Consider the following 17,479-nt stretch of genomic DNA (forward strand, 5'->3'; position numbering starts at 1 on the left):
TCCATATGCGCCTCAAGACTCAGGTACTCCTTTGATTGGGAGAGGAGGGTGTCAGCTATCGCCGCCGGCCCTCTCGTGGGATCACCATGCCATGTTTTCTATTCTGCGGAAAGACTCTTTCCATTTTTGTCGCGATGGGTCATTCTCTAGGTGTTCGCGACATAGCGCACTGTTTTGCTGAGGCGGGATCACCCATCAAGGAGGATGCAAGTGGCCAGGAAGAAAACCAACACAGCCCGCCTGCTCATTGCAGCAGGGGCGACGGTACTACTCGCAGCATGTGCGCCCGGCGAAGTGACAAACGAGGGCAGCAGCTCTGAAGGCGCCGCACCTGAAGTGCAAACTGTTGATCCCGCTGAGTTTGCCGGCGAAACACTCAGCTATGTGTATTTCACAGACGGGCCCGATGAGCAGGCAACACGCGACCTAATCGCAGGGTTCGAGGATGAATATGATGTCACCGTCAATCTTGAGATCCTGCCGTATGCAGATCTGGTGACCTCGGTCCAGGCGCGACTCTCTGGTGGCAACGCCCCCGACGTCGTTCGCCTTACTTCACTGACCGACTTCCGCGCCGACCTCTTGGACCTGCGCACTTACCTTGGCGAAGACTACGCCGAGGAGTTCCTGCCCGGACCGGTGACCGGCGCCACCGGCGATAACGGCGAACTTCTCGCTGTTCCTTCAGACGCCACGCTGAACGGACCTTTCGTGAACGTAGACATGTTCGAGGAGGCCGGAGTTGAACTTCCGGACCCTGCCGACCCGTGGACATGGGAGGAAATGGTTGACGCAGCGACGGAAGTCCAGGAAGCCACTGGCTCTGACTATGCCTTTGCCATCGACAAGTCGGGTCACCGCCTATCCACTATTCTCAGCCAATATGGCACGGCTCTGGTAGACGGAAACGAGGTGGCGCTGGATCCCCAAAAGGCGGAACAGGCGCTTGCCCCTCTCGTTGAGATGATGGCCGACGACCGGATGCCGCGTGACTTCTGGCTTGGTTCAGGTACCCGTTATGAGGGCGCGAACGAGATCTTCCTCGCTCAAGCCACTCCTGTGTACCTCTCCGGTAACTGGCAGGTGGGGCAGTTTGCGGCTAACGCCGAGTTTAATTGGGCGGTCGCGCCAAATCCCTGCGCCGATGAATGCGGCGGTTTTCCAGGCGGCAAGTACATGGCCGCTCTTGCCGAGGGGCCTAACCCCGCCTTGGCTGCCGAGTTCATCCGCTACATGAACACGGCCGAAAACCAGGAGACGTTCGTCGCTGCCGGCGGTTTCCTGCCTACCCGAGCTGACCTCTCGGAGGAGGGCGTGCAATACCCCGCCCGGCAGGCAGACATGGATATGTTCCTTCAAGACCTGGAGCGCACGCCCGAGCTCGGCTACGAAGCAAATGCAGCTCCCGCCTTCTCCGGAGCCGGAACCGCCTTGGTGGAGGCACTTTCGCGGGTAGTAGCCGGAGAGCAGGATCTCGGGACCGCGATGAGCGACCTGCAGCAGAGCACCCAATCGCTCGTCGAGGAGCTCGCCCCATGATCAAGGCGTCAACCAAACAGGAACAGCGACGGCGCAAGCCGCCCCTGGGCCTGCGCCTAGCACCGTATCTGTTCCTGCTGCCCAACACGGCCATCTTCGTCCTCTTTACCATCTGGCCCGCCATTAACGGCTTTAACATCTCCCTCTACTCGTCCTCGAACGGACGGACCTTCAGATGGGAAGGAACAGGAAACTATCAGCGCATCCTTAGCGATGATGGGTTTTGGGGCGTTGTAATGAATACCGCAATTTATGCGGTGGCCTTCGTTGTGCTCTCGGTCGGCATAGGCATCTTCCTGGCCGTTCTGGTAGACCAGCAGGGCCGCGGCCGCTCATTCTTCCGTGCCGCGTTCTTCATCCCCGTTCTGATCTCACCTGTTGTCGTAGGACTGATCTGGAACTGGATGCTGGAGCGTCAAAACGGCCTCGTCAACACCTTCCTCGGCATGGAGATACCTTGGCTGGTTGACGACAACCTCGCACTTGTCGCCATCATCGCGGTCGGCGTATGGATGCAGGTGGGCTTCTACATGCTGATCCTGCTCGCGGGTCTGCAAAGTATCGATCCAACCCTGTACGAGGCCTCCGGTATGGACGGTGCCTCGCGTTGGCTCCAATTCCGCACCATCACCCTTCCACTACTCCAGCCGAGCATCCTCGTTGTGGTGGTACTTGCCACCATTCACGGCTTCCAAGCCTTCGACTACATCTACACCCTGACCGGTGGCGGACCCGTTGGCGCAACAACGCTGATCGTTCAATACATCTATGAGAACGGCTTCGTCTCCCCTATCAGGTATGGCGCCGCCGCAGCGGGAAGCGTCTTGCTCTTCTGCGTCGTATTCGCGATCACGATCGTCAACTACATGATCGGCCGCAAGAGAGAGGCAGTATGAGCATCCCCCAAACCGTCTCGCCGCCCACACAGGAACCTGGCCCTAAGCGCTCCTGGACGTCAACCGGCCAGCGGCAGATCACAGCCACTGACGCGCTGCGCGTAGTTATTCTGACCACAGCGGCGCTCGTTGCGCTTATCCCGATCCTCTGGCTGGTGTTTGGTTCGTTCAAGACGCCAACGGAACTATCCGAGCGGCCACCAACCCTACTTCCGCAATCGTGGGGGTTCGGGAACTACACCGAGGCTCTCACACGGTTCGATTTCGGGACCTACATGATGAACAGCGTCATCGTTACGGTCGCAGCCACAGTCCTGACGCTTTTGATCAACTCGATGGCGGCATATGCCTTGGCCAAGTACAACTTCCGCGGCCGTAACGCACTGTTCCTACTTACCCTCGCGACAATCATGATTCCACTTCAAGTGATCCTGATCCCCGTTTACCAGGTGGTCGCGTCCTTCGGGATGGTGAACACTCTGTGGGGTCTCATCATCCCGGCGGCGGCAACGCCTACCGGAGTGTTCATTCTTCGCCAGTACATGCTGTCCATCCCGGATGAGCTGATAGAAGCTGCGCGGGTCGACGGTGCCGGAGAGTTGAAGATTTTCCTGCGAATTGTTTTGCCAGTCTGTCGGCCGGCCCTCGCCGTCGTTGCCATTCTGTCAATTATGTGGCGGTGGAATGACTTCCTTTGGCCACTGGTCGTCGCACAAAGCGAGTCCGTCTATACCCTGCCCGTTGCCTTGGCCCGGTTCACCGCTCAGGAGACTGTTCCATTCAATCTCATCATCGCGATGAGCGTGGTGAGCATCCTTCCGGTCATCATCCTTTTCCTGTTCTTCCAAAAGCAGATAACGACAGGCATCGCCAATACCGGTATCAAGTAACCCCGCCCTCCAGTGGAGCCTCACGACCCTGAGAAGGAGTAGCGAAACCCCATGAGTGAAGTTTTGATGCCAACGAACAGGACCGTGCACTATACGGATCCGGATGGCACCGTCCGCGACTGGCTGGTTTCGCCCGCCTGGGCCGTACCGTGTGAGGACCTGGAGGACTTCCTTTCCCCGGATGGCGAACCTTGGGGGGAAGGCCGCTGGGTACTCTCCCAAGGCCCCGACGTCGGCGAACTCAAGGAGCGCCTTTACCAATCCCATCCCATCAACACCTCCCATGAGCTGCCCGAGCCTGTAGAGGGAGGCAGCATCCACTGGACTGCAGAAGGTTCGACGTTTGAGAGCGTCTGGCGGCGGACGCGCACGGGCAAAGATGGGTTCCTGGATTGGTCGGCATTCTGTTTCACCCCTGAATACCGGTACTCCCTGGCAAGCACGGTCCTTGAGGTGGACCAGAGCGACTGGCGGACAATTGAACTGCACACCACGGGTCCGTTTGTCTTGTGGCTGAATGGCAATGTCGCACTGCAGGGCGGCCAGGTTTCCTACATGGAGCCGGAGTTCCACTCGATGAGAGTGCGCCTGCCCTCCCGCACAACGACGGTGCACTTGGCGACCTGGCAGGTCGCCTTCCGCGAGTGCCGTCAGATAGCCCGCCTGCGTGTTGTGGGGCTGCCGGTTCGGGTCGTCGTACCCTCACCCGGCGCCGACGAGACGGTGGCGCGCCTAGCCGAAACCATCCTGGCTCAAATCGCCTCACCTTCCTGGGCGAAGGAAAGCAGCGAAGGCACTCTGCAGGCGCCGGCGGGGACCGCCCTTCGTATCCGGGTCGGAGAGCAGGCAGCATGGCAATTCGTTCGCGCCGACGTGCATGGGCGCGTGACCTACCTCCTCGGGGACGCACCGGAGGAGGAGGACGAGGGCGCCGACGTCGCCCGCACGGCAGGAGCGTCCATGCTCTCCAGCGGCGAGAGCATCGTTGAAGTTGGCCTGAACGATCCCCGCAGCCCACAAATTCTACGGATGCGTGTCGCTGTCCTGCCACCACTAAGCACCACTGAACCGTCAGGTACCCCCGAATCCTGGCGGCACGAAGTCCTGCAGCACATTACCGGTCAGGGTGCATACCCTCCGAGTGAAACCGGGGTTGCCGGTCTCCTCGGGCGCTATGCTCTCGATCCGACGACGACGGTCAACACCGAAGACCTCGAATCCGCCCTTCACCGTGTGCTCACGCGCGGTGATTGCGCAGACTTCGAGGTTGTCTCCCTGTTGCTTGCCTGGCATTGGATCCCGGAGGAGCAATGGAACTCCGCTGCCCGCAAGGAAGTCGCCGCAGCCATCACCGGAATGAAGTATTGGATTACCCAACCGGGGCTGGACGCCATGTGCTATTTCACCGAGAACCACCAGTTCGTGTGGCACGTCGCAGAGCTCCTCGCCGGTGAAACCTTCGCGGACGCAATATTCGATGTCGATGGGCGGACCGGTTCTGAACATGCCGCCGAAGGGCACGCCCGTGCGGCAGGCTGGCTTACCCGCAAACTGCGTGGAGGCTTCAGTGAGTTCGACTCGAATGCTTATCTGGCGATCGACAGTTACGCACTCTGTGCGCTTGTCGAGCTTAGTCACGACGAGGCGTTGGTGAACGCTTCCCGAACCCTGCTGGACAAGGTCTTGGTAACGCTGGCAACAAACTCTTGGCGAGGCACGCACGGTGCGGCCCACGGCCGTTCCTACGTCCACACGCTGCGCAGCTCACGCTTCGAGGAAACTTCACCGATCCTTCGACTGATCGCTGGAGTCGGCACTCTCAATGACGCCGTCCTGCCGGTGACGGCACTTGCGTTGGCTCGCAAGTATGAAGTTCCTGACGTGGTCCGTGAATTGGCCAGCAGCCAGCCAAATGAATGGTGGGGTCGCCAGGTGTACCGCGGCGAACTGGCCTACGAACGTGATCTCCTGGAGCGCCCGTACCGCTCTGATCTTCGTATCTATAAGACGCCTGACGTCATGCTATCCAGTGTTCAGGACTATCGGGCTGGTCTTCCCGGGCTTCAGGAGCATGTCTGGGGCGCAACCCTCGGTCGCGAACTGCAGGTGTTCGTGACCCACCCAGCAAACTCCGACACCGGTTCCTCTGCCCGTCCGAACGCTTGGGCAGGCCACCGGATCCTCCCACGGGTGAACCAGCATCGCGGGACGCTGGTCCACATGCAGCGGTTTACGACCACAGACCCACAGCGCACTACCCATTTGTGGCTGCCAATTGCACAAGCCGACGAATACGTCGTGATAGGGGACTGGATTGTGGCTCGCCGCGGAGAGGGATATGTCGCGGTGGCCACCCCGGGTGGTGTCCGTCCAGTCCTCGAGGGTGAAACGGCGTGGCAGGAGTGGCTTCCCGGTCTGGATGGCTCGGTGTGGGTAACCGTCGTCGGCCGCACGCCGGTCGATGGCAGCTTCGCTCAATGGGTTGACCGGGTCACTTCCAGCCCCCTTCAATGGAACCCTCGAGGACGCGAAACCCCAGGCGTCCACTTTGAACTGACCGGCAAGCCGGTCCTGGAAGTCACCTTCGACACGGCGTTCCTGGTCGACGGCGTCCCCGACGGTCTGGTCAACGGTGTTCCCGAAGAAGAGCCGCACTTGGATAACCCTGCCGTACACGCAGAGTTCGGCGATGCGGTCACCGAGGTGAACTGGAGAGGTAAATCCCTGACACTGGCAGTTGCCGACGTGCTTTCCGTTCTGGCCGGGCAGTACCCCCTCGACGCTGGCGGCACCCCCCTCGACGTCGTAAGAGGAGCCTCCTATGGCCGGTGAAGACACCACCTCCGCTGAGCTCTCAGCCCCTCCGCTCAGCCCTTTGTCCAAGGGGCAATTGGTCGAGGACCTCGACCGCCTCGAAGAATCGCTGATCACAGGCACCAAAAACATGGGTATTAAGCGCTGGTTCTGGGGAGAAGGTGTATGCCTGCTGGCACTCTGGCGAGGTGCATCTGCTCGCGGTGCCGAGATTCCGGACCTCATTACCGCCTTCGCGGAGTCCTACGCGCTGGCTCCTCCGGTATTGGAGCACGTCAACAATCTGGCGCCCGGTGCCACAGTCGCTGAGCTTCACCGACGATCGCCCGACATCGCCTGTCAGGAGCTTTTGGAGGCCTGCATCCGTTGGTACGAGGGGGCCTCCGAAGCAACGCGGGCGCCGAATGGAGCGCTCGAGCACTGGCCCGGTGGTGTTTGGGCTGACACCGTATACATGGCGGGAGAGTTCCTGCTGCGTGCCGGCCTCAGCCTCGAGCGGCCGGAACTCGTGCAGGAGGCAGTTACTCAGTGGCTTGTCCACGCCGAACTGCTTCAGGACGAAAAGACCGGGCTTTTCGTGCACGGCACTCATGGTGGTGTCCGGATCGAAAACTTTTGGGGACGAGCCAACGCATGGGTTTCCCTAGCTGCAGCTGACCTCCTCACCCTCGCACCCACGGCCAACGGGATTCATGAGGTCAAGCAACGCCTGGAACAGCAGTTGAACGCACTCGCCGCACTCCAACCCGAACACGGTGTCTGGGATGTCCTCGTCGACAGTCAGGTGGAAGTACGGGGAGTTCTCGAAAGCTCTGCAGCGGCAGGCATAGGCGCAGCCATGCTTCGAACGGATGCTTTCCTGAACGGCAACGCCATTCAGCAGAGCTCCCCGAGCCGTCTTCGGCAGGCGGGTGAACGTGCCGTCCGCGGGGCCCTGGCGTACATGGATAACGGCGTACTTACCCGAGTCAGCGCCGGGACTGTCCTGCAGCTGATCCCGTTCGGCTACTCGGTGATCCGCGATGACCGAATCCAGCCGTGGGGCCAGGGCCTGGCCCTCGAAGCAATCGCTGCCTGGCGCGAAACAACTAGAGAGCAGAAAAACGCATGATCGACGACCGATACGCACACAACCCCGCCGACGTCGCTCACATGACAACACGCGAGCTTCGGGAAGCTTTCCTTGGCCATGGCCTGTTTCAGCCCGGACAGGTTAGTGGCATACACACCCATCACGACCGCATCCTTGTCTTTGGGATCGTTCCCCTGGACGAGCCGCTGTCGCTGCCGGTACCAGAGCAGGCCCGAGCCCAGTATCTGCTGCAGCGGCGTGAAGCCGGCGTGATTAATATCGGAGGTCCGGGGGCTGTACATGTCGACGGCACTGACTACGAATTAGGCCATACCGGGACCATGTACCTGGGCCGCGGTACAAATGATGTCTCATTCTCCTCCGATGATCCCGATAACCCAGCCGCGTTCTACGTGTTCACCGCAGCCTCTCACCAGGACCTCCCAACCACGCTCATCACGCCCGGCATGGTGAACGTGGTGGAGCTGGGATCCGACGACGGCGCGAACCGTCGCACGCTCAACCAATGCATCTATGAGGGTGGCACGAAAAGCTCGCAGATCGCGTTCGGATTCACTCAGGTACACCCGGGCAGCGCTTGGAACACTATGCCGGCGCACACGCACGACCGCCGAACCGAGTGCTACCTCTACTTCGATCTCGATGCCAATGAACGCGTGTTCCACATCATGGGTGAACCAAGCGAAACTCGCCATCTGGTGGTAGCCAATCGGGAGTTCGTCATCTCACCGAGCTGGTCCTTGCACTTCGGTGCAGGAACCGGCGCCTACTCCTTCGTATGGGCGACAGCGGGCGAAAACACAACGTACGACGACATGGACAGCGTCCGGGTTACGGACATGACATGACTCAGCGCAACGCGGTATTGGATATGATCATCGAGCTGAAGGTCGTTCCCGTCGTCGTCATTGACGATGCCGACGACGCCGTCCCCCTATTGACCGCACTCCGCGAGGCCGGGTTGCCCGTGGCTGAAATAACCTTCAGAACGGCGGCGGCATTGGACGCCCTGCGGGCAGTCCGCGATGCCGGCCTCACTGAAGGACCCAACCCCGTACTGCTTGGAGCAGGGACGGTGACCACTATTGAGCACGTCGACACCGCCATCGCAGCGGGTGCTCAGTTCATCGTCTCACCTGGATTCAGCCCGAAAATTGTGCAGCACTGCCAGGATCGCGAAGTGGTCGTCGTTCCAGGTGCCGTGACCGCGTCCGAAGTCCAGGCCTGTCTCGAGCTGGGCCTGACCACGCTGAAATTCTTCCCTGCAGCTACATCCGGCGGTCCCGAGGCGGTTCGAGCGTTGGGAGGCCCCTTCCACGGAGTCCGGTTGATCCCCACAGGGGGGATCGACCTCAGTAACATCGAGCGCTATCTCAGGTTGCCGAACGTCATCGCGATCGGAGGAAGTTGGATGGTGCCCCGCCCGGCGATCAAAGCGAAAAACTTCTCCGCCATCCAATCCTTGACCAAGGAAACGGTGTCTGCTGTGCAGGCACTCACCCCAAAGGCGACGTCGTGATTCCCGACGGCAGTGCTGAGCGCCCACTGGGCGCCATCACCATCGGCGAGACCATGGCTCTGCTCAAAGCGGAAACCGTGGGTCCCTTCTCGTACGGAGGGTCCCTGTCCCTTGGAATCGGTGGGGCCGAGAGCAACGTTGCCATCGCCCTCAAGCGGCTTGGTGTCCCCACAGCCTGGATCGGCCGAATAGGAAACGACAGTTTGGGACGGCTGATCGAGAGAGAACTACAGGCTGAGGGTCTGGACATGCACTTTACCCACGATGACGCAGCTGCCACTGGTCTCATGCTCAAGGAACGGCGCACTCCCAGTACCACAAGGATTTCCTACTACCGCAACGACAGCGCAGGCTCCCGGTTAACGAGGAATGACATTCCTGCCGACCTGTTTCCGAAGGCACGGATTCTGCACCTCACCGGCATCACGCCAGCGTTGTCGGCATCTGCTGCCGGTGCTGCCCAATACGCCATCAACTGCGCGAAAACAGCAGGCCTCGCTGTCTCCTTCGATCTCAACTACCGGTCGGCCTTGTGGTCGACAGACGCGGCACGGGCCGCGTACTTAGACCTAGTCGCGCAATCTGACATCGTCTTTGCCAGCGAAGACGAGGCAACCATCATCGTCGAACCCAGTGACGATCCACTCCTGCTAGCCGAACAGCTCGTCCAACTCGGTCCAAGCCAGGCAATCATTAAGCTCGGCGCCGCGGGATGCGTGGCCCTCGTCGACGGCGAGCCGTACCGCCAAGCTGCAATTTCCATTGAGCCGGTGGACACCGTCGGGGCCGGTGATGCTTTTGTCGCGGGCTACCTGTCCGAACTGCTCGCCGATGAACCAGTCCCACAGCGGCTGCTTACAGCAGTGAGAACAGGGGCCTTCGCCTGCCTTGTTCCCGGGGACTGGGAAGGCATGCCCTATCGATCAGAGCTGCCGCTCCTCGAATCTTCCGAACCGGTCATCCGTTAGCAGTTCCCCTAGAACAGCGGCCAGGGAACCGCAGGCATGTCACCGCTCGGAGCCGGGAAAACCCCGGCCGAACGCAGCCGGGCACAACGGGCAGCAAGCGAAGCAACTTCCTCGGCAGTGAGCAGCTTCGCCAGCTGCGAGCCCAACTCACCCTGCAACCCGTCGAGAACCCGGTCAATGCCCTCAAGCTCCTCGGCACTCAGCGCATCGCCGATCCAGCCCCACAGCACGGTGCGCAGCTTGTGCTCGTGATGGAAGGTGAGCCCGTGGTCCACGCCGTACCGGTGCCCGTCGGTCATGGCGAGGACATGGTCGCCCTTGCGGTCGGCATTGTTGACCAGGACATCGAACACGGCCATCCGCCGCAGCGCCGGAGTGTCCTCATGAATAAGGGACACGATCCGCCCGTTTTCATCCTGGCCCTGCAGGACTTCTTTCCACCCGGTGTCCGGAACGTCGTCCGCCAGGACCAGATCCACCGCGGTCTGCTCCGGGTCCGTCTCCTGCCAGAGCTGCACCATGCCCTCACCCAGCGGACCGTCCCGCAGCCAGGTGCGTGGCACGACATTCCAGCCCAGCACCTCCGACACCAGATAGGCGGCCACCTCGCGGTGCGCCAGGCACCCGTCGGGAAAGTCCCACAGCGGTTTCTCGCCGGCAATGGGCTTGTACACGACGGCCGCGTCGCCGATGCTGCCCAGGAAGGTGGCGTTCGACGCCGTCGTAATGCGGCCGGTGAGCGTCAGCTCGTCGGTTCCCAGGTCCGGCGCGGGCATCAGGCTTCGGGGAATTCGCAGGTGTGCCCGTCGGCGTCGATCGGCTGACCGCAGATCACGCAGATCGGACGCCCGGCGCCCACCACTTCCCGCGTGCGTTTCGCGAAGGCCCGGGCGGTACCCACCGGCATGCTGACCCGCAGCACCTCGGAGGCGTCGTCGGTCTCGTCGTCGTCATCCTCGAGGAAGCCGTCGTCGTCCTCATCCACGTCGTCGAGGGGGTAGGCCTCGATGACGAGCTGCGCCGTCGTCGGGTCCCAGCCCAGGCTCATCACGCCGGCGCGGAACTGTTCGTGGACGGCTTCGAGATCGTCGTTGTCGACGAGCTCGAGGGGAGTGCTCGCGGGAACGTGGAAGGGGTTGCCCTGGACGGTCATGAGCTGGTCGAGGATCTCGTCGATCTTCTCGGCGAGCTGGGCCGACTGCAGCTTCTCCAGGGCGATACTGACAATCCGCTTCCCGGTGCGCACCTGCAGGTAGAACGTGCGCTGCCCGGGGACGCCGACAGTGCCGACGACGACGCGGTCGGGCCACTCGAACTCGTGAACGGTTGTAGGCATAGAACTACTCTAGGCTCATCGGGCGGGCGGCGCCGCGTGACCTGCGCCACCGCCGACCGGGGCATCGTCCGACGCCGTGCTGGCCGCCAGCCAGGACAGGTCCCCGGCGTCGGTGTTGGTCGCGAGGACGGTGGGACGTCCCGTGCCGTAGTGCACGATCGACACGGAAGCCGGGCCCACATTGAGGCGCTGGAACATGTCCAGGTGCATGCCGAGCGCGTCAGCGAGGACCGACTTGATGATGTCCCCGTGGCTCACCGCCACCCACACGGCTCCCGGCCCGTGTTCGGCTTCGAAGGCTGCATCGTGGCGCCGGATCGCGCCCACCGAACGGGCCTGCATCGCGGCCATGGACTCGCCGCCGGGGAAGGAGACGGCGGAGGGCTGCGACTGCACTGTCGCCCACAACTTCTCCTTCGCGAGCTCCTCGAGCGTGCGGCCCTGCCAGGAGCCGTAGTCGCACTCGGTGAGGTCGACGTCGACCGGCGCATGCGGGGCGCCCGACTGGCGGTCAAGGATGAACTGTGCGGTCTGCCGGCAGCGCTCGAGCGGACTGGACACGACTCCGACCAGGGGAACGACGGCGAGCCGGCCGCCGGTCGCGGCCGCCTGGTCGCGGCCCACCTGGTCGAGTTCGACGCCGGGGGTCCGGCCGGCCAGCACTCCGGAGGCGTTCGCTGTGGTGCGGCCGTGCCGCACGAGGATTACTGTTGCCATGTTCCCAGCCTAGTCATGTGGTCGACGGCGGTGCGGACGCACGTTGGCGGTGCGGCTTGTGGGCACCGGGCCGCAGGCAGGCCCGTGGATGCGCAAGGCGTCAACTGCTGCTTGAGGGGGTGCGCTGCACGATCCCTGGCTGCAACTGCAACAGTGGACGTCAGCTGTGAGTTTCAGTGGTTCGGGAGTTGTGGATCTCGCTGAAAGTACTTGTGATGTCGCGGAGCGGCGTCGATGCGGGAAGCGGGACATCGGGTTGGATACCGATGAAGTCGATGGCAGTTCCCCAGTTATTGGCCTGAGACGGCACGTGTATTTGCATTCCACTAGTAGGTAGGTAGTAGGGGGTTGAGTTTCCGTAGTCGATGATTCCGTAACTGGGCGCACCTACGAGGACGGCGTCGAACGCGTTCTTTAACAGCAGGGCCGCTGATTCGCCGGAGGAACCCGTGCCACCATCGATGACAACGATCATCCGTCCCTGCCAGTGTTCCGTGCGGCCAGGCTCCAAGGTCGTCCCGGCATGATTGGCACCATTCTGGGAAGCGGTGACGATGACGCAGTCATCACGCCGGGGACGAAGGTGTTCTGCGGTGAACGCTGCTGGCACGGTGTGGTCGTTGAGCCGTAACCACGTCGCGTAATTCCAGTAGCCGATGGGTGAACCCGAGGATGACAGTGTCATCCCGTGCTCTTCGTACGGTCTCGTCCACGACTCGTTAACGTGGGGTGTGAACCAAGAGGTGACGTAGGAGTCATCTCCTCCTCCGTTGCCGCGCAGATCGACGATGATGTCCTGAAAGGTGAAGTCCTCGGCATGATTCTCTACCCCGGCTTGAAGGACGGAATCGACCCCGTCGGATCCGTCGAAGGTTCTGACTCGAATGATCCTGATGCTGTTCATCGTCGTCGTTTCCCACGCTGGACCGGGGTCCTCACCAAGAGTTTCCTTCTCCCTGCCGTGATGCTCGCCGTGGCGCACATGGAGGTGCCCGTCACCGAGGGCCTTCCCTAGTTCCCTCCCTAAGGATCCGACGCAGCCAGCCAACGTTGTGGGTTTCGAGGCAGATAACCCCTGGGCCCACCGATCGATGATCCCGTCGGTGGTGTGAGCCTTGTCGGGATCGAGTACGACGGCGATATGACGGGTACGCATCAGGTACTTCAACGCTGCCGCGTCATCGATGAAATCCCGGTAATCGGCGGCGTTGTTAGGTCCCAGGGACTGGCGGGCGGCGTGCCGCTGGAGGATTGGATCGGCCGGATCGAGCATCCATGCCGGCCCGGAAGACTGGGCCGAAAGATACCCGGCGCCGCGGCCCAAATGGTCTTGATCGTCCGGGACTGCTTGCGTACTCATGAAGATGACTCTCGCATGCGGGGACCTCTTCCTAGCAGCCGGGATCAGCTTTCGCGGTTGTGCTCATGAACCCACGACCACTAGCGATGTCCCGGTCGGTAGTTCTAGTTCGAGGTGTACCTCAGAGATGAACGGTTTCGCCGACGAGGAGGCGTCTGATATTGACTCCGGCACGTCGGGCTTCGATATCGAGGACGGAGTCCAATACTTGCAGCCCCCAATGGTTGAGCAACCCGTCATGAATTGCATAGACATGATCCCGTTGCCGTGTACGGATGTACTCGACCAGGGCAGGAACTGTCAGCCAGGGAGCTTGCCCGGGAGCCAGAAGGACGGGTGCGGGAACATCCGTCAGCGCGTCACCGGGGTGCAGAACTGTGTCATTGATGAGGAACCCGATGTTGTTCACAGGGCTAGCGTCAGGGTGGCTGTAAGCATGCGATGATCCAACGGCTGCTATCTCAAAGTCACCAATGGAGACCGTCTGGCCGTCCTCCATCACTTCCACATGCTCTCGAATGCGCTCGGAAGCCTCTAGCTTCTGGGCAACGCCTGCACATGTAAAAATCCGCAAATCTGGCCTGGACGCTACAGCGGCTTCAAGGATGCCTTGATCGAGGTGGTCGAAATGCTCATGAGTGATTAGTACTGCCTCGGCGCCGTGGCAGGCTTCGGGTTCCGGGGTCAAAGCACCAGGATCGATCGCGATCGTAGTTGTGCCCTCTGTGAGCTGAACACAAGCATGACCGTACTTCGTTAGATCCATACCAGAACCTTTTCTAGTTGCGGTGTCTTCGAGTAATTCACCCATTCGCTCTGACAATAGATCACTCCTGGGCCTGGTCTCCCTGCACCCTGAGGGATCCATTAGCGGGACATTTGGGCCTGCAACCCATTCCCGTTTACAGGCACCCTCGTTTGATTCATAGTCTAGGCATGAGACTGGTTGGCATTATCCCCGAGGACGCCCCCGACCCCCGTGCTGAATGGGCCGAGAATCTGAAGCGCATGCCTATTCCGGTGCTGGGGCTTATTCCCCAGCCGGCACTGGAGGACACGGACTTAGTCAGCCTGAACTCCGTCATGGATGAACGTGGGTACAGCGAAATGACAGCGAGCATCACCTACACTCTCTGGCGAAACCCGGACGATCGCTCCGACCCGGTCAACCTCGCGGACCTCGACGAGGAGACCCGAAGGGCGATCGAGGAAGTTCCGCCATGGCCCCGGCCCCCTTGGCTGATCGAACAGGTGGAGCGAATGCAATATCCGCAGCTGTGGGAGGCCGTGCGAACCACTTGGCACCGGGAGCCGTCCGAGCACTCGCTTCAAAGCCTCCTGGCTGACCATGTCAACCACATCTTGATGAACCAGTACCGGCAGGAGCTCTGGCCCGGCGGCAAACCCTGGGACCAGCACGCCCCCGCAGTGACCGGCCGGATGGTCAATGGCCAAGCCAGAACCGTCGTCAACGGAGTCGACGTACCCGGTGCAGAGGTCGATACTGACCCGTTCGTGTACGGTATCGGAACCCGTCTCGCAGGCGGCGGCGTCGTGACCGCAGTACTTCCACGCGCTGAACTCAAACGAATCCAGGTCCGGTTTGCGACCCGGAGCTAACGGCCACACCCCTGCGTCCGAGTGGGGACCCCGCCACGACGTCTAAACGCCATTCCTCGGCTCCGTCGGCGACGGATGGCTACCCATCGAGGTCCCGACGGCGAAAACCAGTGAAGCCGATCAGCAGGAACACCGCGGTGACGGCGGAGATTCCCGCCAACCCAGCCCAGCCGGCGTCGTCGACGGAAACGTTGGGAACGTGCCAGAACGGACTGATCGCCAGTACCCAGTCCCAGAGCCTGAACGTCGGGCCCAGCAACGTGAGCACGAAGGAAATAAACACACCAGCCCAGGACGCGATTACCACCTGCGGCCGCGCACCGACGACCGCCACCGAGACAGCGGTGGCCGTCCATACGGCCGGAACCGTCACGATGGCCTGCAGCAGAACCTTGCCGGCGTCGATGCCCAGATCCCCGGAGGCCAGTGCCGTGATGATGGCTCCTGCGAGAAGCAGGTAGATGGTTGGTGTGGCCAATGCGAGCATGACGTTTGCCGTGAAGTAACGGGAGCGCGGAACGACGGCGGCCAGAACGGGCTCCAGCCGGCCCTCCAGTTCCTCGATCCGCACCTTCTGCAAGATTTGCACGCCGGGAATGGCGGCGAGAATACCGACCAGGCTCAGGATCGTCACCAGGAAGGCCGGCGCGAGGTCATCCGGCGTGGCTGCACCGGATGCGAGAACCGAGGCGGCTGCACTGTCACCGCTCAGGATGTCCTTAAAGGAGCGGGCAAAAAACCCGAAGACCACCCCGATAATCATGAAGGCAACGGTCCACGTCAGGAGCGGGGCGCGGTTCAGCCGGATCGCCAGGCTCCACGGAGTTCCAACCCTGCCCCGGGTGGGGCCGGGTCCGGGGACGATTGCCCCCTGCCCGAAGTCTCGCCGGGACTGCAGCAGGAAGGCTATACCGAGCAGGACCAGGGCGAGGGCCATTGCGGGGAGCAGCGGCCACCAGTGGTTGCCGCTGGCCGGCCGGATTTCCGTCATCCAACTCAACGGATTTATCCAGGACGTCCAGTCCGGTGCCTCCACCGAATACAGGAAGCCGCGCAGCAGGAACAGCGCGCCGAAGGTACCCACGGCCAGTGAGTTGGCCGTCCGCGCATCGGATCCCAGCTGCGCGGTCACAGCGGCGACCGCAGCGAACATCCAACCGGTGGCAGTGAACGTTGCTCCCAGCAGCAGGGAGGCATTCCAGCCGCCGCCGCACCAGGACGTGACGACTCCGGCGACGCCTCCCAGAGCCATCGAGCCGATCAGGGCCAGGCTCACTCCCGCCAGCAGACGGCTGCTCCGGCCCAGCACACCGGATGCCAGAAGCTCGGCCTGTCCGGAGTCCTCCTGGCCCCGGCTGGACCGGGTGACGGTGAAAATCGATCCGAGTGCGGCGAGGAATCCGCCCAGGGCGAGGCTGCGCCAAGCGTTGAAACCGTCGTCCGTGCTCAGATCGTAGGCCGGCCCGAAGATCAAGCCCAGTGCCGGGTTGGAGCCAATGGCAAGGGCTAGTCCGAGACGGTCCTGCTGGGTGGGAAAGATCCATGGGTAGACGAGCACGGAGGACGCAGAGAGCGCCGTCGCGATCAGGATCCACGGCACAAAGCTACGTCCGTCGAACCGGACAGTAGCACGCAGCAGGGGCCCGGTACCCGTCAGGGCGTTACCCATGGGCGCGCCCGTGTGGAGGGGTGTCATCGTCGTACAGCCGCAGGAAGAGGCTCTCCAGCGAGGGCGGTTCAACGGTCAGCGATGTGATGCCGAACGGGGTGAGTGCTGCCATTGCCTCACCCACCCGTGCGGACTCCACCACAGCCGTGAGTTTGCCGCCGTCCAGGTGCACGTCCCCGAACGCGGTCAGCTGGCCGGGCTGTGGGTTCCGTTCCAGAGTGGCGTGGACGGCGGCGGTGGTGTGCCCGCGAAGCTGGGCCAGCGTGCCTTCCTCCACGATCCGTCCGTCCCGGATAATGCTCACCCGGTCCGCGAGGGTTTCGACTTCGGCGAGGATATGGCTGCTGAGCAGCACCGTGGTGCCGCGTTGCTTTGCCTCACCGATCACTTCCTGGAAGACGTTCTCCATCAGCGGGTCCAGACCGCTCGTTGGCTCGTCGAGGATCAGGAGCTCGACGTCGGAGGCCAGGGCGGCGACGATGGCTACCTTTTGCCGGTTCCCCTTGGAGTACTGGCGGCCCCGCTTCGCGGGATCCAGCTCAAACCGCTGGATCAGTTCCGCCCGCCGCCCCTCGTCCAGCCCGCCGCGGAGCGATCCCAGCAGATCGATGGCCTCGCCGCCGGTCATGCCCGGCCATAACGCGACATCGCCCGGCACATAGGCAAGCCGCCGATGCAGCGGCACGGCCTCCCGCCACGGATCCTTTCCCAGGACATGCAGGTCTCCGGCGTCGGCCTTCAACAGCCCCAAGAGCACGCGGATAGTTGTTGACTTCCCTGCACCGTTTGGCCCCAGAAAACCGTGCACCTGCCCACGCTCAACCTGTAGGTTCAGCCCGTTCAGAGCCTGGAATCTCCCGAAAGCCTTCTCCAGCCCCTGAACACTGATGACCAACTCCGCGCTCATAGCCTCCCCGTTCTCTAGCCGTCCCTGCAGCTAGTGTGCGGGCAAATCCGCCATGGTGACCATTGTTTTCCTCTACCTGCCGACCGCGCGTTGGGCTTCGACGTGACCGATGACCGGAGAACTACACAGCAGATCCATCAGCGGATCGGCT

General features: G+C 62.1%; 16 protein-coding genes. 9 read left to right on the top strand and 7 right to left on the bottom strand.

Going from position 1 to position 17,479, the window contains the following annotated elements:
* Positions 1–210 precede the first annotated feature (210 nt).
* From QNO10_RS01200 to QNO10_RS01235, 8 genes are read left to right on the top strand one after another with little or no spacing between them, the layout of a single operon-like run.
* Complete coding sequence (locus QNO10_RS01200; RefSeq protein WP_229951312.1) at positions 211–1,539, top strand: ABC transporter substrate-binding protein; 1,329 nt, start codon at positions 211–213, stop codon at positions 1,537–1,539.
* The gene (locus tag QNO10_RS01205; protein WP_229951311.1) at positions 1,536–2,435 is read left to right on the top strand and encodes a carbohydrate ABC transporter permease; all 900 of its coding nucleotides are present in this window, start codon (positions 1,536–1,538) and stop codon (positions 2,433–2,435) included. The genes QNO10_RS01200 and QNO10_RS01205 overlap by 4 nt, the downstream gene beginning before the upstream one ends.
* Positions 2,432–3,325 carry a carbohydrate ABC transporter permease gene (locus QNO10_RS01210; RefSeq protein WP_229951305.1) on the top strand — a complete coding sequence of 298 codons (894 nt, stop codon included), beginning with the start codon at positions 2,432–2,434 and terminating at the stop codon, positions 3,323–3,325. The genes QNO10_RS01205 and QNO10_RS01210 overlap by 4 nt, the downstream gene beginning before the upstream one ends.
* 51 nt (positions 3,326–3,376) lie before the next feature.
* A complete protein-coding gene (locus QNO10_RS01215; protein ID WP_229951299.1) occupies positions 3,377–6,157 on the top strand; it encodes a hypothetical protein in 2,781 nt (926 codons plus the stop codon).
* Positions 6,147–7,250 (top strand): glycoside hydrolase family 88 protein, encoded by a 1,104-nt coding sequence (locus QNO10_RS01220; RefSeq protein ID WP_229951297.1) that lies wholly within the window; start codon positions 6,147–6,149, stop codon positions 7,248–7,250. Before QNO10_RS01215 ends, QNO10_RS01220 begins: the two co-directional genes overlap by 11 nt.
* On the top strand, positions 7,247–8,080 hold the full coding sequence (gene kduI / locus QNO10_RS01225) for a 5-dehydro-4-deoxy-D-glucuronate isomerase (protein ID WP_229951295.1): 834 nt from the start codon (positions 7,247–7,249) through the stop codon (positions 8,078–8,080). Before QNO10_RS01220 ends, kduI begins: the two co-directional genes overlap by 4 nt.
* A complete protein-coding gene (eda, locus tag QNO10_RS01230) occupies positions 8,077–8,751 on the top strand; it encodes a bifunctional 4-hydroxy-2-oxoglutarate aldolase/2-dehydro-3-deoxy-phosphogluconate aldolase (RefSeq protein WP_229951293.1) in 675 nt (224 codons plus the stop codon). The genes kduI and eda overlap by 4 nt, the downstream gene beginning before the upstream one ends.
* Positions 8,748–9,719 carry a sugar kinase gene (locus tag QNO10_RS01235; protein ID WP_229951292.1) on the top strand — a complete coding sequence of 324 codons (972 nt, stop codon included), beginning with the start codon at positions 8,748–8,750 and terminating at the stop codon, positions 9,717–9,719. The genes eda and QNO10_RS01235 overlap by 4 nt, the downstream gene beginning before the upstream one ends.
* A gap of 8 nt (positions 9,720–9,727) precedes the next feature.
* Here the strand turns inward: QNO10_RS01235 and QNO10_RS01240 are convergent, their stop codons facing one another.
* The 5 genes from QNO10_RS01240 to QNO10_RS01260 form a co-directional block, all read right to left on the bottom strand.
* Positions 9,728–10,495, bottom strand: a complete 768-nt coding sequence (locus QNO10_RS01240) for an SCO1664 family protein (RefSeq protein WP_229951291.1) — start codon at positions 10,493–10,495, stop codon at positions 9,728–9,730.
* The gene (locus QNO10_RS01245) at positions 10,495–11,055 is read right to left on the bottom strand and encodes a DUF3090 family protein (protein ID WP_229951289.1); all 561 of its coding nucleotides are present in this window, start codon (positions 11,053–11,055) and stop codon (positions 10,495–10,497) included. Before QNO10_RS01245 ends, QNO10_RS01240 begins: the two co-directional genes overlap by 1 nt.
* A 15-nt stretch (positions 11,056–11,070) precedes the next feature.
* Positions 11,071–11,772: a histidine phosphatase family protein gene (locus tag QNO10_RS01250; RefSeq protein ID WP_229951276.1), complete on the bottom strand. Its 702-nt coding sequence runs from the start codon at positions 11,770–11,772 to the stop codon at positions 11,071–11,073.
* 160 nt (positions 11,773–11,932) lie between these two features.
* Positions 11,933–13,132, bottom strand: a complete 1,200-nt coding sequence (locus QNO10_RS01255; RefSeq protein ID WP_229951274.1) for a S41 family peptidase — start codon at positions 13,130–13,132, stop codon at positions 11,933–11,935.
* A 121-nt stretch (positions 13,133–13,253) separates the two neighbouring features.
* The gene (locus QNO10_RS01260; RefSeq protein ID WP_229951272.1) at positions 13,254–13,943 is read right to left on the bottom strand and encodes an MBL fold metallo-hydrolase; all 690 of its coding nucleotides are present in this window, start codon (positions 13,941–13,943) and stop codon (positions 13,254–13,256) included.
* Positions 13,944–14,068: 125 nt separating this feature from the next.
* Between QNO10_RS01260 and QNO10_RS01265 the strand changes: the two genes are divergently transcribed.
* Entirely contained in the window at positions 14,069–14,752 is a 684-nt protein-coding gene (locus QNO10_RS01265; protein ID WP_229951270.1) for a hypothetical protein, read from the top strand.
* 79 nt (positions 14,753–14,831) lie between these two features.
* Here QNO10_RS01265 and QNO10_RS01270 read toward each other — a convergent pair whose 3' ends face one another.
* Together QNO10_RS01270 and QNO10_RS01275 are read right to left on the bottom strand one after the other, a co-directional pair.
* Positions 14,832–16,421, bottom strand: a complete 1,590-nt coding sequence (locus QNO10_RS01270; RefSeq protein ID WP_229951269.1) for an ABC transporter permease — start codon at positions 16,419–16,421, stop codon at positions 14,832–14,834.
* On the bottom strand, positions 16,414–17,328 hold the full coding sequence (locus QNO10_RS01275) for an ABC transporter ATP-binding protein (protein WP_229951267.1): 915 nt from the start codon (positions 17,326–17,328) through the stop codon (positions 16,414–16,416). The genes QNO10_RS01270 and QNO10_RS01275 overlap by 8 nt, the downstream gene beginning before the upstream one ends.
* Positions 17,329–17,479 lie beyond the last annotated feature (151 nt).

This window comes from Arthrobacter sp. zg-Y919 (assembly GCF_030142045.1).
GTDB lineage: Bacteria > Actinomycetota > Actinomycetes > Actinomycetales > Micrococcaceae > Arthrobacter_B.